The sequence below is a fragment of the Vagococcus allomyrinae genome (genome assembly GCF_017829975.1).
GTDB lineage: Bacteria > Bacillota > Bacilli > Lactobacillales > Vagococcaceae > Vagococcus_D > Vagococcus_D allomyrinae.
In genome coordinates, this window is the sequence record NZ_JAEEGA010000003.1 from 277809 (window position 1) to 294721 (window position 16913).

The window sequence follows — 16913 nt, forward strand, 5'->3', positions numbered from 1 at the left end:
CAATCAAGTTGTATGCTAGGATGACATCATAACTACTATTATCCATATGGAGGTTAACACTATGGCAACACCGCAACAAACGATCGTCACTTCCTTTGTCACTTTGACTGAAAAAATAGCCAATAGTAAAACGAATGTTCTTGATTTTGGCAGCCCAGAGCTGACGTTTTACCGTGGAGAAATCCACACGATCAAACTGATTGGGGATTTCCCTGGAATATATTGTTCAGAACTGGCTCGCAAATTGGGAATCACTCGCGCAGTTGTTCATCGGACCATTGGGATTTTGCAAAAAAGAGACTTCATTCTAAAAGAACCAGATGCAGACAACAAGAAAAGAGTTCGCCTTTTTCTCACTGACTCTGGTCAACATGCTTATCACCTCCATGAAGAATACCATCAACAGTATGACCAGCAATTAGTTGACTACATTGATCAGCTATCGCCTGATCAATTAGAAATTATCGGAGGATTTCTAACTCACGCCACTGACTTAATTGATAATCATGCTTAACTTAATAATAGAAACGAGGTTACGATAATGGCAACATATATGTTTGGCGTATTTATTTTGGGTCTATTTGTTGGGCTAATTTCTGGGATGTTCGGTCTTGGTGGCGGCGGAATTATTGTCCCAGCATTACTTCCCCTACTTCCATTAATCGGTGTCCCTCAATCAGAGCTAATGTTTATGGCTATGGGGACATCTTTTGCCACAATGATCATCAGCACTGCCGCAACTGCGTATAATCAACATCGAAATCAAAACATTGATTTTAAACAAGTGACATCATTTTTACCCGCTCTCTTATTAACGGTTCTCATTACTAGCCAGCTGATCACCTCAATCAATCAAAACTTTCTAAAACTTTTTTTCTCCTTATTTCTCGTTTATTTTGGTTCAAAAATGTTCCTCCAAAGTAAACAAGACGTCAGCCAGACCACTGACGGATCAACTTTTTCCAAAACTAAAACTTACCTTGTTGCCATTGCCATTGGGCTAATTGCAACTTTAGGCGGTGTTTCTGGCGCTGGTTTAATTGTCCCCTTTTTTAATAAAACCGGAATGAACATCAAAAAGGCCATTGGAACAGCTGCTTTTTGTGGCGTATTCCTAACTATTTTTGCAGCAGTTGGTTTTATTATTAGTGGTTTATCTTACCCTAACTTACCACCTTATTCACTAGGGTTCATTCATCTTCCTACTGTGGCAATCATCTCAATAGCATCTGTCCCAATGTCAAAAGTCGGCGTAAAACTAATGCTTAGACTCTCTGACAATAACATCAAACGTTATTTTGCCCTATTCTTAATTGCCCTTAGCCTCTATATGATTTTTATGGCAATACACTCATTAGTTGGGTAATTTTAGTGGTTTAAGCTAGTTCTTCTTGGGCATTCGCAGGCACTCCCTTCCCTTTATTTTTGAGTGCGGCCTATGACAGAACTAAAGAGGAATTATGGAAAGTATCCCTACTCAAAGAGCCGATTTATTATGATTCATTCTCAACTGAATCATATAGTAAGCATTATCAATAGAAATTTCGGGTATCATAGCTAGCGTGATACTCACTTATATTTTTGCACTTTATACTTAGCTTCCTCCTTGTTCCTAATATCACACAAAAAAGCAACTTCACCACCAACGATGAAGTTGCTTAAGATCATTCATTTTACCAAAATTCTACTCCACGTCAGCATGTTCGGACTCACTACTTTTGAGCATTCAATTCCCAAATAATCCCAAATTTATCTTCGACTTTAGCATAAAAAGAATCCCAAAAAGTTTCTTCAAGTTTTGTAAGGCTCTTAGAACCAGTTGCTAACATTTTGTCTTCCAGAAGCTTTATATCAGCCCCCTTTTCCAACTCAAGCCAAATGCTAGTCTGTGAGCTTGCCGCCTCATGCTCTTTGCTTTTCTTTTCGAGAAAATCATTTGCAAGAACAACACTTTCACCGAGTTTAAAACTAGCATAAGCAATACAATTTTTACGACTTTCATCTTCCATATACTCCACATCTTCAAATGTAGCTTTTTCGACAATTTCAGCTCCAAAGATATCAACGTAATAATTTAATGCATCATTGCACTCATCATAAAAGTATAAATATGGGGTTCCTGTTTTAATCATTATTTCCATCTCCATTTCATCAGCTTATGACTATTTTATCATGTCACGATCAAATAATATTATTCTAGATTGTGTTCTTTAAAGAGGAGATTAACAGTTTCCCCACATTCACTAAAATTGGTGGATCTTCTGGTATTGGTTCTCTTAACTTAATCGTGTAACTATTGCCAGAACATTTTGGAAAAGATAATCGTTCATCTTCTTTTCCTCTTAAACTATTGCCTAAGTTAAAGTAAGAGAGAATATTATTGGAACGGCTTATAGCACAAGATAATAAATAATAGTCCCCATTCGGAATATTTTTCAATTCGTTTCCTATTAATTTTTTAGTCGCTAATCCAGATATTGGCATATGGTTCGGTATCAGTGTACGAAAAAGTCCAATAAATATGATGCCCTTTTCAAATACGTCAGGCACTTCAATATTTACTGTACAAAAAGAATGATGCTTTTCTTCAAAATACGCTATCGATTTTCCCTTATCCTCATTTTCAAAGCGTTGAATATCGTAAAAAATGTCACTCATTTCCGTTTTGTACTCTCTAGGAGAACTACCTGTATATTTTTTAAATGTATTCGTGAAACTGCCACTGCTTTCAAAACCTGAATGTTCTTGTAAGTCGATTACTCTTGTTTCTTCATCAAGTTCCATAATCGCCTTTTCAACTTTTAAACTCGAGAGGAATTCAACAACACTAAATCCATTTATTTCTTTAAATTTCCGACTAAAGTGATGCTTATCATAACCAAAGTGAGCGGCAATTTCCTCACTTGTCATCTTTCTACTCACAGCCTCTTCTGAAATAAAAGAAAGAATTTCAGACATCTTAGTTTTCATTTTCCCCCTCCTTCTCAAAGCTCTAGTTTCTCTAAATCACATGACTAAATAAGCGCTGCCAACTACTCAATTTGCAAAAAAGATAAAATTTTCTAATAACATTATAACATGTAAACGAAGATAATCTTATTGTTGTTAGTCCCAAATTTTTTAAATAGAAACGAACGCTCAACTTAAGCTCTCTTAATAATTTAGCAAAAATGCATTTTAAATCTGATCGTCTTTCCTGCTATCTTTTAATGGTCTTTTTTTACAGTTTTGCCGCACCTCTTATAGCCAATCCCATCTGTAAAACGGACCACCACCAACAAGCCAATTGTCACAACTGCATTATTTCATTATTCTTCCTCCATTTGTTGTAAGCTCACTTTTTCTTTGGGTGAAGATTTTAAGCTATATTTATTGGTCATATCACATTTACAATCTGATGATTCTCTATAATTTAAGAAAGGTAATGGTATCTTCTTTAAATTGGGACTTCGTTTTAGTATTTTAGAAGTCCTTCTGGTCGTCAACTTTCCCTATGATTTCCACCAGTTTTCTTAAACAACTCCAAAACAAAAAACCCCTGATTTATCAAGGGTTTAGTACCGTTAGATAACGATTTATTAACGACGGATTTCTTTAATACGAGCTGCTTTACCGTGTAATTCGCGGATGTAATAAAGTTTCGCACGACGAACTTTACCAAAGCGGATAACTTCGATTTGAGCAACACGCGGTGTGTGAACTGGGAACGTACGCTCCACGCCAACACCACCAGAAATTTTACGTACAGTGTAAGTTTCGCTAATTCCAGCACCTTGGCGTTTAATAACAACACCTTCAAATAACTGGATACGTTCGCGAGTACCTTCGACTACTTTCGCGTGAACACGTACAGTGTCCCCAGGACGAAAAGCAGGAATGTCACTACGTAATTGTTCCTTTGTAATAGCTTCGATTAATGGATTCATTTTATCTTTCTCCTTATTCCAAACATTCATAAGATTTCAGCCCAGCGGAATGTCGTAATAGTTGAGCGCTTTTGCACTCACTAAAACAGTTTAACACAGCCGACTACTCATGTAAAGTTAAAATTCTTTACATGATTCCTGACTAGCCTAAGTTCTCACCATTTGAAGCAATCACGCCTTGATACCACCAGAACGATTGCTTTTTAGAACGTGCCAGAGAACCACTGCCATCATTTTCACGATCGATATAGATAAAGCCATAACGTTTTTTCATCTCACCGGTCGTAAATGAAATCGGATCGATACAGCCCCAGACAGTATAGCCTAGTACCTCAACGCCATCCAACTCAATGGCTTTTTTCATTTCGATGATGTGTTCACGTAAATAACTGATACGATAGTCATCCTTAATTTGACCATTAGTCACAACATCTACTGCACCAAAACCATTTTCAACGATAAATAACGGCAGTTCGTAACGATTGGCCAGTAGATTAAGATAATATCTTAAACCCACAGGATCAATCGACCAGCCCCACTCAGTTGAAGGAACATGAGGATTCTCCACTAACACATCATCCCCCAAGAGCTCATCTCCCAAGCGTTCGCCCTCTGTTGAAGAAGATACCGTATTACTTAAATAATAACTCAACCCTATATAATCAACCTTGCCTTGAGCCAGCCACGCTAAGTCTTCCTCTGTCTGATCAATCTGATAGCCTTTGATTTGCCATTCATTTAAAACACGTTGGGGATAACGGCCTCTGACATGAACATCGGTAAAAAACAGTTGCTTTTCATCTTCCGACTGGGCCAACAACTGATCCGTCGGGCGACTGCTGTAGGGATAATTAGGTGTGGCCGCCAACATGCAACCTATTTGAAAATCTGGATTTATTTTATGACCTTCTGCTACAACTTTTGCACTTGCAACTAATTGATAATGGGCGGCTTGATACATAACTTCCTCTTTATTTTCTCCTTCTTCATAAACAATCCCTGAATTAGTAAAGGAATAAATCGGATTATTTAAAATCCGTTGGTTATTTATTTCATTAAAAGTCATCCAATACTTAACTTTATGACGATAACGTTCCATGACAGTTAAAGAAAACTTCACAAAAAAGTCAATCAGTTCACGGCTGCGCCAGCCGCCATAGTGTTTCACCAAGTAATAAGGCATTTCAAAGTGAGACAAGGTGATCACTGGTTCGATGTTGTAACGCAGTAACTCATCGAAAAGCTTGTCATAAAAGAGCAAGCCAGCTTCGTTAGGCTCCGCCTCATTCCCTTGTGGAAAAATCCGCGTCCAAGCAATGCTTGTTCTAAAGCACTTAAATCCCATTTCAGCGAACAACTGAATATCCTCTTGATAATGGTGGTATAAGTCAATCCCTTCATGATTAGGGTAAAATGCATCTTGGACTACACCGTCAGTTATCTGGCGTGGACGGTCTTTTGTACCTGCTGTCATGACATCGGCAATGCTCAACCCTTTTCCATCCTGATTCCAGCCACCTTCAACTTGATGGGCGGCAACAGCGCCGCCCCATAAAAAATCTGCTTTCATCTCTTTTATCCTCTTTTCTAATTTGCTGTAATGGTGAAAAGTGCCTCACCGCTTTTGATGCTGTCCATGGTTAGTGGCACTACCGTCGTATTTTCCGGTAGATTGGTCGTGATAATTGGCGTCACTAGCGAATACCCCTCTGCTTCAATTAGCGCCTTATTAAAGGTAATCAACAGCTCCCCTGCTCCCACGAATTGTCCTTGGGTAACGTGAACATCAAAGCCATCCCCTTCCAGCATCACTGTATTAAGGCCGATATGAATCAATATTTCGCAACCATTTGTCGCTTTGATGCCAATGGCGTGTTTTGAAGGAAAAACGGCGACGATTTCGCCATCAAATGGCGCTACAACTTGATTATCCGTTGGCATAATTGCCACCCCTTGACCGGCTGCCCCACTAGCAAAAACTTGGTCATCCACCTCTGCTAAAGGGAGGACTTGTCCTGAGACAGGAGCTAAAATCAAGGTTTCATCACTGACTTGAAGAGGGGACACATTCGCAAATGAGTCACTTTCTAGGCCTGTCTCTGGTAAAAATTCACTTTCTTCTTCCTTTTTGACACCAAAGAAATAACTTAAAACCGCGCCGACGATTAGAGAACTGCCCACTCCTAAAAAATAACCTAATTTAGGAGTATAAACAGGAATCGAAAAGATATTATGGAAAACATAGGCATTCATGGTAACCCCCGTCACACCACAGATTGCCCCACCAATTGCCCCTGAAATCGCCACGATTGGCAACAAGCGTTTATACCGCAAGATTAAACCGTAGACAATCGGTTCAGTCACGCCAGCAAAAAGACCCGTTAAAGCTAGAGGACCCGTTAAAGCTCTCATTTTTGAATGTTTCTTTGAACGCAAGTAAAAGCCGATCGCTATGCCGATTTGCGCAAAGACGGCAGCAACAGCCATTCCTTCAATTGGGTCCCCCCCTAAATTGGCCAAATTATCAATGGTAATCGGTGAAAAACCCCAGTGAAGACCAAACATTACCATAAATGGCATGCCCCCACCTAAGACAATCCCTGACAATAAACTGCTTTTTTCAATTAGCCAGGTCACCCCTTGGGATAAACCATCTCCCACAACTGTACCAAAAGGCCCAAAAATCAAAATGGTTAAAGGAACCATGAGCATCAAACTAAACATCGGCACTGCGAATAGTTGAATGTCTTTAAAAATAAGTTTTTTCAAAAAGCGATCAACAAAATAATAGATGAAGATCGCCACAAAAATCGGAAAAATAGTGGTGGCATAGTCAACGGCTTTCAGCGAGATGCCTAAGAAGTCGAGATTTTCTTGACCGATCAGCCCAGTAAAACTAGGTTCCAGAAGGGCTGCGCCAATAACCCCTCCTACATACATATTGCCACCGATCTTACTAGTTAAGGTAATGCCTAAGAAAACCGGCAAGAAATAAAAGATGGCATTGCTAGCTGCTGACATGACGGCATAGCTAGAACTAGCATCCGATAACCAGCCCACTTGTACGAGAATTGTTAAGATGGCTTTGATCATTCCTGACCCAGCCATCGCTGGGATCAACGGCGAAAAGGCGCCTGAAATAATTTCAAAAACCATGTTAAAACTAAAGCGGCCTTTCTTTGGGCTAGTACTCTCGCCATTTATCTTGGTAATTGATTTAATCGCCGCAAAATAGTCCGGCACCTTGCTACCAATAACGACTTGGAATTGCCCCCCGCTATTGACCACCGACAAGACATCTGGTAAAGATTCAATGGTGCTTTTGTCGACTTGACTATCGTCTGCTAAACTAAATCGCAAACGGGTGGCACAGTGAACCAATCCGTTAATATTTTTTTCACCACCGACGCTCTTTACGATCGTTTGTGCTTCTTCTAAATGTTTCATTTTTTCTCTTCCTTTCATCAAAAAAGACCTAAGAATAAACACAAATAAACTGTGTTTAATACTTAGGTCACGCCTGCATTACCAGTAACGATCCATTATTTAGTTGTCGATAAGCGATTGAGATGAATCGATAAATAGAGTAACTCATCTTTGCCAATCTGCCAATCGTAAGTTTGTTCTAAAAAATTGGTTATTTTTAAGGCACATTGATAATCTTGCGGGTATTTGGCCGCAACCACCTTGACAATGCTCGAATCTGAACTGATCTGAGCCTGTTGCAATTGCCGTTTGATAAAATAGCGAATATGTGTGACAAAACGGTTAAAATCAAGAGACGTTTCATCAAATTCCCGCCCATAATGATACTTGGTAATATCCACCACATTTTGAATAATTTTAGTGTAAAGCATGGTTTCTTCCATATCATGATTAAAGGTATAAGTATTGATAAAATGTAAGGCAATAAAGGCTGCTTCCTGCTTGGGAATTTCATAGCCCGTTCGCTCTTGAATAAGTTGAACTGCCTCCAAGGCAAAACTATACTCTTTCGTATACAACTGTTTAATATCCCATTCGAGAGGCGTCCGAAAAGTTTCATTACGACGAGTGCGTTGCAGCATAAAGCTAATATGATCCGTTAATGTCAGCAAAATGCTGTCATTTGGCTGAAAACCAAGTGCTTGCTCAGCACGTTGAATAATATCACTGGCCAGTTCAATATCATCCATTTCAATGCGGTCCAACAAACTTTGAAGTTGGGTCAGCGATTTGTCGCTCTCTAAAATAAAACGTTTTTCAATTAATCCTTGATCAATTAAATCACCTTCGTATTTATTAAAACCGACTCCTTTTCCCATAATAATTTCTTCAACGTGATCATCGTTTAACACTAATGATACATTGTTATTAAATACCTTCACAATTTTCATCTGCCACTTCTCCCGACTCATATGCTTGACGAACAAAAAAACGCAACCAAAGTGACCACACCTAAGTCTGGCCACTGGTCACGCCTGATTAAACAGTAACGATCCGTTTTTCACAGTATATAATTAAAGTTTTTCTTTGTCAACTGCCCGAGCTTCTTCTTGACTAATTTCCTGTAACATTTTTTCCATTTCATCTGTTAATTCCAACTGCTCCAGCATCTCTGGCCGTCTTAAATACGTCCGACGTAGCGACTCTTTTAGTTGCCACTCGGCAATCAATTTGTGGTTCCCATTGCGCAACACTTCTGGCACTTCCATCCCTAAGTATTCCGCAGGTCGCGTGTATTGTGGATGCTCTAAGAGTCCTGTCGAATGAGAATCAGTTTTAGCTGATTCATCATTGCCCAAAACCTCTGGCAACAAGCGAACCGTGGCATCAATCATCACCATGGCCCCTAATTCCCCGCCAGTTAAGACATAATCACCTAGGGAAACTTCGTCTGTTACGAAACTGCGAATTCGCTCATCATACCCTTCATAATGACCACAAATAAAGATTAAGTGCTCTTCTTCTGAAAATTCTTCCGCTAAAGACTGATCAAATTTTTTGCCGGCTGGATCAAGCAACACCACGCGTTTACTAGTAGCAGGACTTGATTCCCTAATCGCTTCTAAAGACGCATGAATCGGTTGAGCCTTAAGCAGCATCCCGGCACCGCCACCATATGGATAGTCATCGACTTGCTGATGCTTATTATCTGAAAAATCGCGAAAATTATGAACATAAACGGCCAACAATTCTTTTTCGATCGCTTTGCCTAAAATCGATTCCCTTAAAGGCCCTTCAAACATCCGCGGAAACAAGGTTAAAACATCAATTCTCATCGTCTAATAACCCCTCAGGTATTTCGACACTCACTTGACCTTTTTCTAAATCGATGACCTTTACAACCGATTCAATATAAGGAATCAAGGCATCTTTTTTTCCTTGACGTTGAACTACCCAGACATCATTGGCACCTGGAGACAAGATTTCTTTAATCTTCCCCATTTCACGGCCATTTTCATCAATGACTTTCAAGCCAACAATCTGATGATAATAATACTCATTTTCTGGTAATTCGGTTAAGACATCTGCGGTAACTTTTAAGATGCCATCACGATATTTTTCCACGTCATTGATATTCGGATGGTCTTCAAATGCCAGAATGTCGAAGTTTTTATGCTTACGGTGTGACCGAATAGTTAAGCTAATCGGTGCCTTTTTATCTTGAAATAAATGCAGAACGTTGCCTGGTTTATAACGCTGGTCAGCAAAATCCGTTACAGAAATAACACGCACTTCTCCTTTTATCCCCTGGGTGTTAACGATTTTACCTACATTAAAATACTCTATCATGTTTAATCTCCTCTGCGACTAAATTCTTCTCATATTGTATCATTGGCAGGATTATTAATCTATGAAAATGTTGTACTTTATTTGAATAAACCTACACCCTTAAATTATATTTCGTTTTTTTGTATAATAACTTGAAATATTATTTCGTAAGTGATATATTAAATCTACTGATAACGTTATCAAGTATTTCGAAAAATGGAGGATTTTATCGTTGAAAAAAAAGTTTGGCGTTGCCGCGTTGTTAACACTTAGCACCTTGCTACTGCCAGTTGGAGCGTTGGCGGAATCTCAACCGCTTTATAAATTTGGAAAAAAGGCAGATGGGACTTTAGGTTATGATAGTGCAACACCTGTTCCCTTTTATAGCAATTCAAGTGATTTTATTAACATCCCGACTCATTATGAACAACCTAAAAATCAATTTAAGAGTTCATGGGTCGCAACTATTAGCAATTTAAATTTCCCAAAAGCCACTTCTCAGGCCGATTTTCAAGCAAATTATTTGAATGTGCTAAAAGACTTCTCTGATTGGAACATGAATGCCATGATCTTTCAGGTAAGACCATTGTTAGATGCCTATTACCCATCAGAACTTAACCCTTGGTCAGAGTTTATCACTGGGGAACAAGGGGCAAATCCGGGATATGACCCGTTAAAATGGATGATCGATGTTACTCACGAAGCCGGCATGGAATATCATGCCTGGTTCAACCCTTACCGAGTAACAAATACCAAACTTTCCAGTGACAGTGTGCTGAAAAAAACCGGCATGACGAAAGAAGAAATTCTCGCCTTAAGCACTGTGGAACAAGTCAAAGCTTTAGGTAAAGCAGGGATTTTAGCCAGTAATAATTACGCCCTTCTCCACCCTGAAAACGTGCTTTCCTTTGATGAAAAATTATTTTTAAACCCAGGAATTCCAGCTGTTAGAGACTATGTCATCGCCTCAATTGCTGAAGTGGTTCATAATTACGATGTGGACGCTATTCACTTTGACGACTATTTTTATCCTTATCGCATTACAGTTGATGGGGTTAATGTAATTTTCGGCGACAAAGGTGAAGATGCTGCCACTTTCAAAGAGTACGGAGCAGGTTATAGCGATATTGAAGCTTGGCGCCGTGATAATATCACAGCACTAGTTGACGGTCTTAAAACAGTCATTGATCAGCACAATCAAACCAATCAGAAAGCTGTTCAGTTCGGTATTAGCCCCTTTGGCATTTGGGAACACAAAGCAAATAATCCTTTAGGATCCAATACACCGACAGGTTCGTCTCAATCTTATTCCTCTAGTATTTATGCAGATACTTATAAATGGATGAAAGCAGACAGTCTTGATTATGTAATTCCTCAAATTTATTGGAGCTTTGATCAAGCAGCCGCGCCTTACGGTGAATTGGCTCGCTGGTGGAATAATGCGGCTGAAGGCAGTCACACCCAAGTATATGTCGGTCATGCTAATTATAAGCATGTGAGCAACGGAGGCTGGGATGCCTCTTGGCTTAATCCAGAGGAAGTACCTAACCAATTGAAATTTAATCAAGGTTATTCAAACATTAAAGGCAGTGCCTTGTTTAGCTATAACGATATCCAACCTTCGGATATCAACAGTTTGGCTGAGAACTTGCGCGAGAGACACCAAGCCAAAAATGCCTCGATCGCCTTATTAAAAGAAGGGTATTTTAATTTACCCGCTCTTGTACCAGAAAAACCGTGGTTATCTCACGAAACATTAGCTGCACCTGTTGCTATCAGCAAAGACGCCACTACCTTAAAATGGTCTGATGCTACCACTAATCAAACCACTCGTTATTACATTTTGTACAGCGGAGAAGGCACGGCTACAGAAACAACAACATCAGCCAGCAACATCGTTGACAGAATTTGGGCAGGAGATCAAAAAGAATTCTCTTACCCACTGCTCTCTACCAAGACGGCTGACAAAAATTACTACGTAAGCGCCGTCGATGCTGCTGGAGTTGAATCTGAACCGACATTGATTAAAACACCTGAACCACTTGGTGGCTCGGTCACCGTCTCATATCTCGCTGAGGATCAAACAGAGTTATCTCCTAAAGTCGTCTTAACAGGTCAAGTTGGAGCAACTTATGAAACAGAAAACAAAGAGTTTCAGGGGTATACCCTTAAAGCACTGCCAGCAAATGCCACTGGCACATTCACTGATAGCCCTCAAAGTGTTAGCTATCTCTATGCTAAAAATACTGAAACATCCAGTTCGACCAGTGATTCAACCTCAACTACCAGTGAAACGGGTTCGTCAAGTTCTTCCAATAAGAAGGCCAATGAATCAGCAACACCCCCTTCTTCAAGTAATAAAAAAACACTGGATCCTGCCGCTAAAAAGAGTATTTTACCTCAAACAGGCGCGAGGATTACCCCATCGTTAGCTTACTTGGGACTATTGGTCTTAGGCCTAGCCCTCCGCTTGATTTACAAAAAGAAAACGATCTAAATAAAACGCCTAAAAGAGATGACCCTTGTCATCTCTTTTAGACGTTTCTTATAATTGCTTAAAAAAATCCATCCCTATTTGCCAAACATTATCAGCTTTATTACTAATGGCAACAACCATCGTCTGACGGGTCACATCAAATAAACTAAAGAAACAAATGCCTGGGTCCATCCCTTCAAAATAAGGAACCAATTGACCATTTAACTCCGTTAACCAAAAACCAAGTCCATAGATTTCTTCCCCATTGGTTGCCTGCTGGGTAAACATCTCGTCGCGACTGGCAGCACTGGTCAATCGATCATTCAACAACGCTTGCCAAAAGCGCTGGACATCTCCTAAAGTGGTGAAACACCCTCCTGCCCCTGTTCCTTTTACATCAACACTATAAATATTGCTATAATAACTTTCAGTTTCTTCATCAAAACAATACGCACTGGCTGTATTACCAGGTAAGCGATCCAACTCATAATAACCTGTTCGACTCATGCCTGCTGGTTCAAAAACTACTTTTTGCAGATAGCGATCAAATGGCATTTCTGTCACCGCTTCAATCACCGCTGCCAACATCACAAAGCCTGAATTATTGTATTGGAACTTCCCTTGATTGTCAAAATTAACTGGCTTATTTATAAATAACGGGTATACATCTTGGTTCTGTCGAATGCGATAATTGGGAAACTGTTGCCACAATTCCTCATAGGCCTCCATGATAGACTCGTCAAAATAATCTTGGATAGTCGACGTATGAGTCAATAACTCATAAATCGTGATACTCCGATCAACCTTGCCTAAATCATCAGGCAAAATTTCCGATAAATTGGAGGTCAGCTGAATCTTCCCCTCCTCTATTAACGCCATGATGCCAACTGCTACAAAAGCCTTGCCAGCAGAAGCTGTCCCAAATAAGGTCTCTAAATCCGTTGGTATTTGATTCGGTAAATCACGGAAGCCAAAAGACCTTTCTAACACCGGCTGATCCGCTTGATACAAGCCAACAACGCCACTAAAGCTTGCTGGTGCCACATTCTCTATCTTCATTTTACTCTCCTCGTATCGCGTATTTCTTTTATTATACCACGCCCTTTACTTAAAATAACTTTAAAAATAACAGACCCCTTCTTATTACTTAAGTCAAAGAAAAAAACTTCTCGATTGATTAAGAAGTCCTTTTCAGTCAAATAAGTATCTCAATAAAAAAATGAACCAGTCAAAATGATAATAATCACTGCAATTAACGTGCCAACTGACACGGTAATAAACGTCTCCTTAAAGGCATTTTTATGAGTTAAGCCAGTAAGACTTAGAAAGGTTAAGAAGACACCACTTTGAGGAACAATGGTCAAAATATTCGAAGCGACAGCTGCAACTCGGTGGATCATCTGTGGATCAAGACCTTTGCTCACATAATACTCAGCAAAGTTCGGCATAACAATCCCTAACGCGCCTGATGATGATCCGGTAATAGCTGACATTGAAGACGTTAACACTGTCAAGCTGATCAAGGGGTTTCCCGGTATATTGGTAATAATATCAGAAAAGATTTTAAACCCAGGGGCAATCATCACCACGGCACCAAAAGCTACCGCCGACGCTGTAGCAAAAATCGGCCCGATAGAACCCGTTGCTCCCAGATTTAATATTCTAATTTTATCTGGTGTAAACTTATGGAAGAGAATCAAGCCAAGAATAATGGCTGATAACAAGGCGATATAGATAACGTTTTTCTTCATAAATTCATTACCAAAAATACTACCTGACAAAGCCAGTATAATCAACAAGAGCAATGGCGCAATACTTGGGAAAAAATGAGGGAGGGACTGTTCGGCCACTTCCTCATGGTTATCTGTTGTGTAAGTTCCGTAATTTTCACCTTTCGCCAAACTTTTGGCCAAACAACGCTTCATGTAAAACAAGCCGAAAGCAACACACCCAAGACTGCCTAAAATACTTGGAATAGCCGCTGCTGTTAGTGACGTATCCAAATATTGAATCGGAATAACATTTTGAATAGCTGGTGTACCTGGCAATATCGTCATAGTAAAGGTCGCAATTCCTAACCAAAGAGGGACTTGAATCAAGTTCCACGATAAATTCATCTTTTTAAATAAACTTCTGGCTAGTGGGAGAACGGCAAACATCACCACAAACAAACTAATACCACCGTAGGTTAAAATGGAACTGACTAAAAAGATCGCCACTAGTACTTTATAAGGACTGTCATACCCCACTTTTTTCAAAATATAATCAGCAATAGATGTCGTCGCACCACTGACTTCCATTAATTTTGCCAAAATGGATCCGAGTAAAAAAATAGCAAAATAATTTAAAATATACGTGGAAAGAGCCCCCATAAATTGATTGGGTTCCTTTCCCAATAAAGATGTAACTGGGTCCATTTGATTCATCAAAACGACAATTGCAGTGGCAAGTGGCGCCGCAACCATAATATTGATCTCTTTTAGAGAAAAATAAATAATCGCCATCACACCCAATAACACACCAACTGATCCAATAACTTCCATAACGACACGTTCCTCCTTCTACTTATGGGTCCGATCTTCAGGTGATGGGAATCAAGCTGTTAACCTGATTCCCAGATACACCAAGCTTATTGCGCTGTATATCCACCATCTAAAAGACAAGCTTGTCCAGTCACACCTTTCGCCTTGTCACTAGCTAAAAATGACACGTAATCGGCAATTTCCTGAACATCTAACAACCGTTTTTGAGGAACCAATGGATATAACACTTCTTCAAGGACATTTTCTAAAGGAATATTACGTGTTTTGGATAAATCTTCAAATTGCCCTCTAACTAGCGGGGTGTCAACATAACCAGGACAAATAGCGTTTACGGTGATCCCATCAGCTGCTGCTTCTAAAGCTGCTACTTTTGTCAGGCCAATCAGGCCGTGTTTAGCAGAGTTGTACGCTGATTTGCCAGCAAAACCGATTACCCCATTGATCGAAGCCATATTGATGATTCGACCATGTTTTTGTTGTTTCATGACAGGTAATACTCGCTTAATTGCGATAAACGGTGCTGTTAACATCAATTTGATCATAAACTCAAATTTTTCAGTTGGAAAATCTTCAATTAGTGAAACATGCTGTAAACCAGCATTATTGACTAGGATGTCAATTCTTCCATGAGTCTCAATCACTGAATCAATGGCAGCATTAATGGCACTTTCTTTGCTTACATCGCAGAGAACACTGTCTGCATCCAAGTCTTGCTTGCGATATTCCGCCACGACCTCATCAAGTTTAGCTTGATTAATATCTGAAAACACCACTGTTTTTCCTTCTTTTAAGAACGTTTCCCCAATTTGTTTACCAATACCGCTAGCAGCTCCCGTAATAAAGACGACTTCTTTTTTGTTTGTCATGATTGTTTCCTCCAGTATGTCTATTTTGTTTGATCAATTAACGCCACTTCTGTTGCTTTTTGAACCTCTTCAAAGGTATACCCTTCGTAGATTTCAGTGACCGCTAACCCCTTTTCTACCACCTCAAAGACACCCATTTCAGTGATGATCATCCCGACCACCTTCGAAGCTGTTAAAGGTAATGTACATTCATTCAATATCTTAAACTTACCTTTATTGGTGTGCTCCATGGCCACGATCACTTTTTTTGCCCCGACTAATAAATCCATAGCACCACCCATTCCCGGCACCATTTTTCCAGGAATTAAATAATTAGCAATATTGCCGTACTGATCAACTTGTAAAGCACCTAAAACAGTCGCATCAACATGACCGCCGCGAATAATTCCAAAAGATGTGGCACTGTCAAAAAATGCCCCACCTGGTATAATGCCTACCGGCTGACCGCCAGCATTAACAATCGACGGATCACTATTATCTGGATCAGCAGTCGTCAGTCCAATAAAACCATTCTCTGATTGTAACGTCACCGTAACATTGTCTGGGATGTAATTTACCACTTTTGTCGGTAACCCGATCCCTAAATTGACCAAGGAATTGTCAGCCAACTCTTGGGCAACCCGCTTGGCAATTCGCCCTTGAATATCACTTTTAGAAAGCTCTGTTACCTCTGTCATCTTAATTACCTCCCTGAACAAGATAGTCAACAAAAATACTAGGTGTATGAATGAAATTTGGGTCAATTTCGCCAGTTTCAACGATGGTTCTGGCTTCAACAATCGTCGTTGTCGCATTGGCAGCCATCATTTGATTAAAATTATTTTCAGACCCTTTAAACTGAAGGTTGCCTTTTGAATCGGCTTTATTCGCAAAAACTAAGGCAACATCGGCTTTCAACGGTTCTTCCAGTAGGTAATCTCGCTCATTAACGGTGATGACTTGTTTGCCTTCTTCAATCAGAGTTCCCTTGCCTGTCGGTGTTAAGAAACCACCGAGACCAAAGGCACCGGAACGAATTTGTTCAATCAACGTCCCTTGAGGAACCAAGTTAACTGTGGTTTCACCGCTAGTCATTTGTCTCCCAGCTTCTTTGTTAAGGCCAATATGAGAGGCGATAATGGTTGAAAATTGTTTATTGGCGATCATTTTACCCACCCCTTTTTCAGGAAGTCCGGCATCGTTACAGATTAAGGTTAAATCTTTAACACCCTTTGCTACGAGAGCATCAATCAAGGATTCCGGTGTTCCATTGGTCATAAATCCGCCAACCATTAAAGTGTCACCATCTTTAATTAAGCGAACCGCTTCATCCATAGCAATCTCTTTTGACATATTCTTCACTTCTTTC

General features: G+C 39.8%; 16 protein-coding genes. 3 read left to right on the forward strand and 13 right to left on the reverse strand.

Translation table 11 applies throughout. The features are described from left to right. Positions 1-61: 61 nt before the first annotated feature. Together I6N95_RS06795 and I6N95_RS06800 are read left to right on the forward strand one after the other, a co-directional pair. Positions 62-514, forward strand: coding sequence for a MarR family winged helix-turn-helix transcriptional regulator (locus I6N95_RS06795; protein WP_245249282.1), 453 nt, complete (start codon positions 62-64; stop codon positions 512-514). A gap of 27 nt (positions 515-541) precedes the next feature. Continuing rightward, entirely contained in the window at positions 542-1366 is an 825-nt protein-coding gene (locus tag I6N95_RS06800) for a sulfite exporter TauE/SafE family protein (RefSeq protein WP_209525986.1), read from the forward strand. Positions 1367-1712: 346 nt separating this feature from the next. On the opposite strand, the gene I6N95_RS06805 is transcribed toward I6N95_RS06800, so the two are convergent. The 8 genes from I6N95_RS06805 to rimM form a co-directional block, all read right to left on the reverse strand. Further along, the gene (locus I6N95_RS06805; protein ID WP_209525988.1) at positions 1713-2132 is read right to left on the reverse strand and encodes a VOC family protein; all 420 of its coding nucleotides are present in this window, start codon (positions 2130-2132) and stop codon (positions 1713-1715) included. Between the two features lie 64 nt (positions 2133-2196). Further along, entirely contained in the window at positions 2197-2970 is a 774-nt protein-coding gene (locus tag I6N95_RS06810) for a helix-turn-helix domain-containing protein (RefSeq protein WP_209525990.1), read from the reverse strand. A 608-nt stretch (positions 2971-3578) separates the two neighbouring features. Next, positions 3579-3926 carry a 50S ribosomal protein L19 gene (gene rplS / locus I6N95_RS06815; protein ID WP_209525992.1) on the reverse strand — a complete coding sequence of 116 codons (348 nt, stop codon included), beginning with the start codon at positions 3924-3926 and terminating at the stop codon, positions 3579-3581. Between the two features lie 142 nt (positions 3927-4068). Continuing rightward, a complete protein-coding gene (locus tag I6N95_RS06820; protein ID WP_209525994.1) occupies positions 4069-5496 on the reverse strand; it encodes a 6-phospho-beta-glucosidase in 1428 nt (475 codons plus the stop codon). A gap of 17 nt (positions 5497-5513) precedes the next feature. Beyond that, the gene (locus I6N95_RS06825) at positions 5514-7373 is read right to left on the reverse strand and encodes a glucose PTS transporter subunit IIA (RefSeq protein ID WP_209525996.1); all 1860 of its coding nucleotides are present in this window, start codon (positions 7371-7373) and stop codon (positions 5514-5516) included. A 95-nt stretch (positions 7374-7468) separates the two neighbouring features. Then, positions 7469-8302, reverse strand: a complete 834-nt coding sequence (gene licT / locus I6N95_RS06830; RefSeq protein ID WP_209525998.1) for a BglG family transcription antiterminator LicT — start codon at positions 8300-8302, stop codon at positions 7469-7471. Between the two features lie 123 nt (positions 8303-8425). Then, a complete protein-coding gene (trmD, locus tag I6N95_RS06835; protein ID WP_209526000.1) occupies positions 8426-9187 on the reverse strand; it encodes a tRNA (guanosine(37)-N1)-methyltransferase TrmD in 762 nt (253 codons plus the stop codon). Then, positions 9177-9701 (reverse strand): ribosome maturation factor RimM, encoded by a 525-nt coding sequence (gene rimM / locus I6N95_RS06840; protein WP_209526003.1) that lies wholly within the window; start codon positions 9699-9701, stop codon positions 9177-9179. The genes trmD and rimM overlap by 11 nt, the downstream gene beginning before the upstream one ends. A 211-nt stretch (positions 9702-9912) precedes the next feature. Here rimM and I6N95_RS06845 point away from each other — a divergent pair, with 211 nt between their 5' ends. After that, a complete protein-coding gene (locus tag I6N95_RS06845; RefSeq protein ID WP_209526005.1) occupies positions 9913-12177 on the forward strand; it encodes a family 10 glycosylhydrolase in 2265 nt (754 codons plus the stop codon). Between the two features lie 48 nt (positions 12178-12225). On the opposite strand, the gene I6N95_RS06850 is transcribed toward I6N95_RS06845, so the two are convergent. The 5 genes from I6N95_RS06850 to I6N95_RS06870 all read right to left on the reverse strand — a co-directional run bounded on the left by I6N95_RS06850 (position 12226) and on the right by I6N95_RS06870 (position 16897). Next, complete coding sequence (locus I6N95_RS06850; RefSeq protein ID WP_209526008.1) at positions 12226-13215, reverse strand: serine hydrolase domain-containing protein; 990 nt, start codon at positions 13213-13215, stop codon at positions 12226-12228. Positions 13216-13364: 149 nt separating this feature from the next. Next, the gene (locus I6N95_RS06855) at positions 13365-14699 is read right to left on the reverse strand and encodes a GntP family permease (RefSeq protein ID WP_209526010.1); all 1335 of its coding nucleotides are present in this window, start codon (positions 14697-14699) and stop codon (positions 13365-13367) included. Between the two features lie 86 nt (positions 14700-14785). Beyond that, a complete protein-coding gene (locus I6N95_RS06860) occupies positions 14786-15565 on the reverse strand; it encodes a 3-hydroxybutyrate dehydrogenase (protein ID WP_209526012.1) in 780 nt (259 codons plus the stop codon). Positions 15566-15585: 20 nt separating this feature from the next. Next, on the reverse strand, positions 15586-16242 hold the full coding sequence (locus I6N95_RS06865) for a 3-oxoacid CoA-transferase subunit B (RefSeq protein WP_209526014.1): 657 nt from the start codon (positions 16240-16242) through the stop codon (positions 15586-15588). 1 nt (position 16243) lies between these two features. Beyond that, positions 16244-16897, reverse strand: a complete 654-nt coding sequence (locus I6N95_RS06870; protein WP_209526016.1) for a CoA transferase subunit A — start codon at positions 16895-16897, stop codon at positions 16244-16246. Positions 16898-16913 lie beyond the last annotated feature (16 nt).

Coding starts and splice junctions, on each gene's coding strand:
- I6N95_RS06795 (WP_245249282.1), top strand. CDS start 62: ATGGCAACACCGCAACAAACGATCGTCACTTCCTTTGTCACTTTGACT.
- I6N95_RS06800 (WP_209525986.1), top strand. CDS start 542: ATGGCAACATATATGTTTGGCGTATTTATTTTGGGTCTATTTGTTGGG.
- I6N95_RS06805 (WP_209525988.1), bottom strand. CDS start 2,132: ATGATTAAAACAGGAACCCCATATTTATACTTTTATGATGAGTGCAAT.
- I6N95_RS06810 (WP_209525990.1), bottom strand. CDS start 2,970: ATGAAAACTAAGATGTCTGAAATTCTTTCTTTTATTTCAGAAGAGGCT.
- rplS (WP_209525992.1), bottom strand. CDS start 3,926: ATGAATCCATTAATCGAAGCTATTACAAAGGAACAATTACGTAGTGAC.
- I6N95_RS06820 (WP_209525994.1), bottom strand. CDS start 5,496: ATGAAAGCAGATTTTTTATGGGGCGGCGCTGTTGCCGCCCATCAAGTT.
- I6N95_RS06825 (WP_209525996.1), bottom strand. CDS start 7,373: ATGAAACATTTAGAAGAAGCACAAACGATCGTAAAGAGCGTCGGTGGT.
- licT (WP_209525998.1), bottom strand. CDS start 8,302: ATGAAAATTGTGAAGGTATTTAATAACAATGTATCATTAGTGTTAAAC.
- trmD (WP_209526000.1), bottom strand. CDS start 9,187: ATGAGAATTGATGTTTTAACCTTGTTTCCGCGGATGTTTGAAGGGCCT.
- rimM (WP_209526003.1), bottom strand. CDS start 9,701: ATGATAGAGTATTTTAATGTAGGTAAAATCGTTAACACCCAGGGGATA.
- I6N95_RS06850 (WP_209526008.1), bottom strand. CDS start 13,215: ATGAAGATAGAGAATGTGGCACCAGCAAGCTTTAGTGGCGTTGTTGGC.
- I6N95_RS06855 (WP_209526010.1), bottom strand. CDS start 14,699: ATGGAAGTTATTGGATCAGTTGGTGTGTTATTGGGTGTGATGGCGATT.
- I6N95_RS06860 (WP_209526012.1), bottom strand. CDS start 15,565: ATGACAAACAAAAAAGAAGTCGTCTTTATTACGGGAGCTGCTAGCGGT.
- I6N95_RS06865 (WP_209526014.1), bottom strand. CDS start 16,242: ATGACAGAGGTAACAGAGCTTTCTAAAAGTGATATTCAAGGGCGAATT.
- I6N95_RS06870 (WP_209526016.1), bottom strand. CDS start 16,897: ATGTCAAAAGAGATTGCTATGGATGAAGCGGTTCGCTTAATTAAAGAT.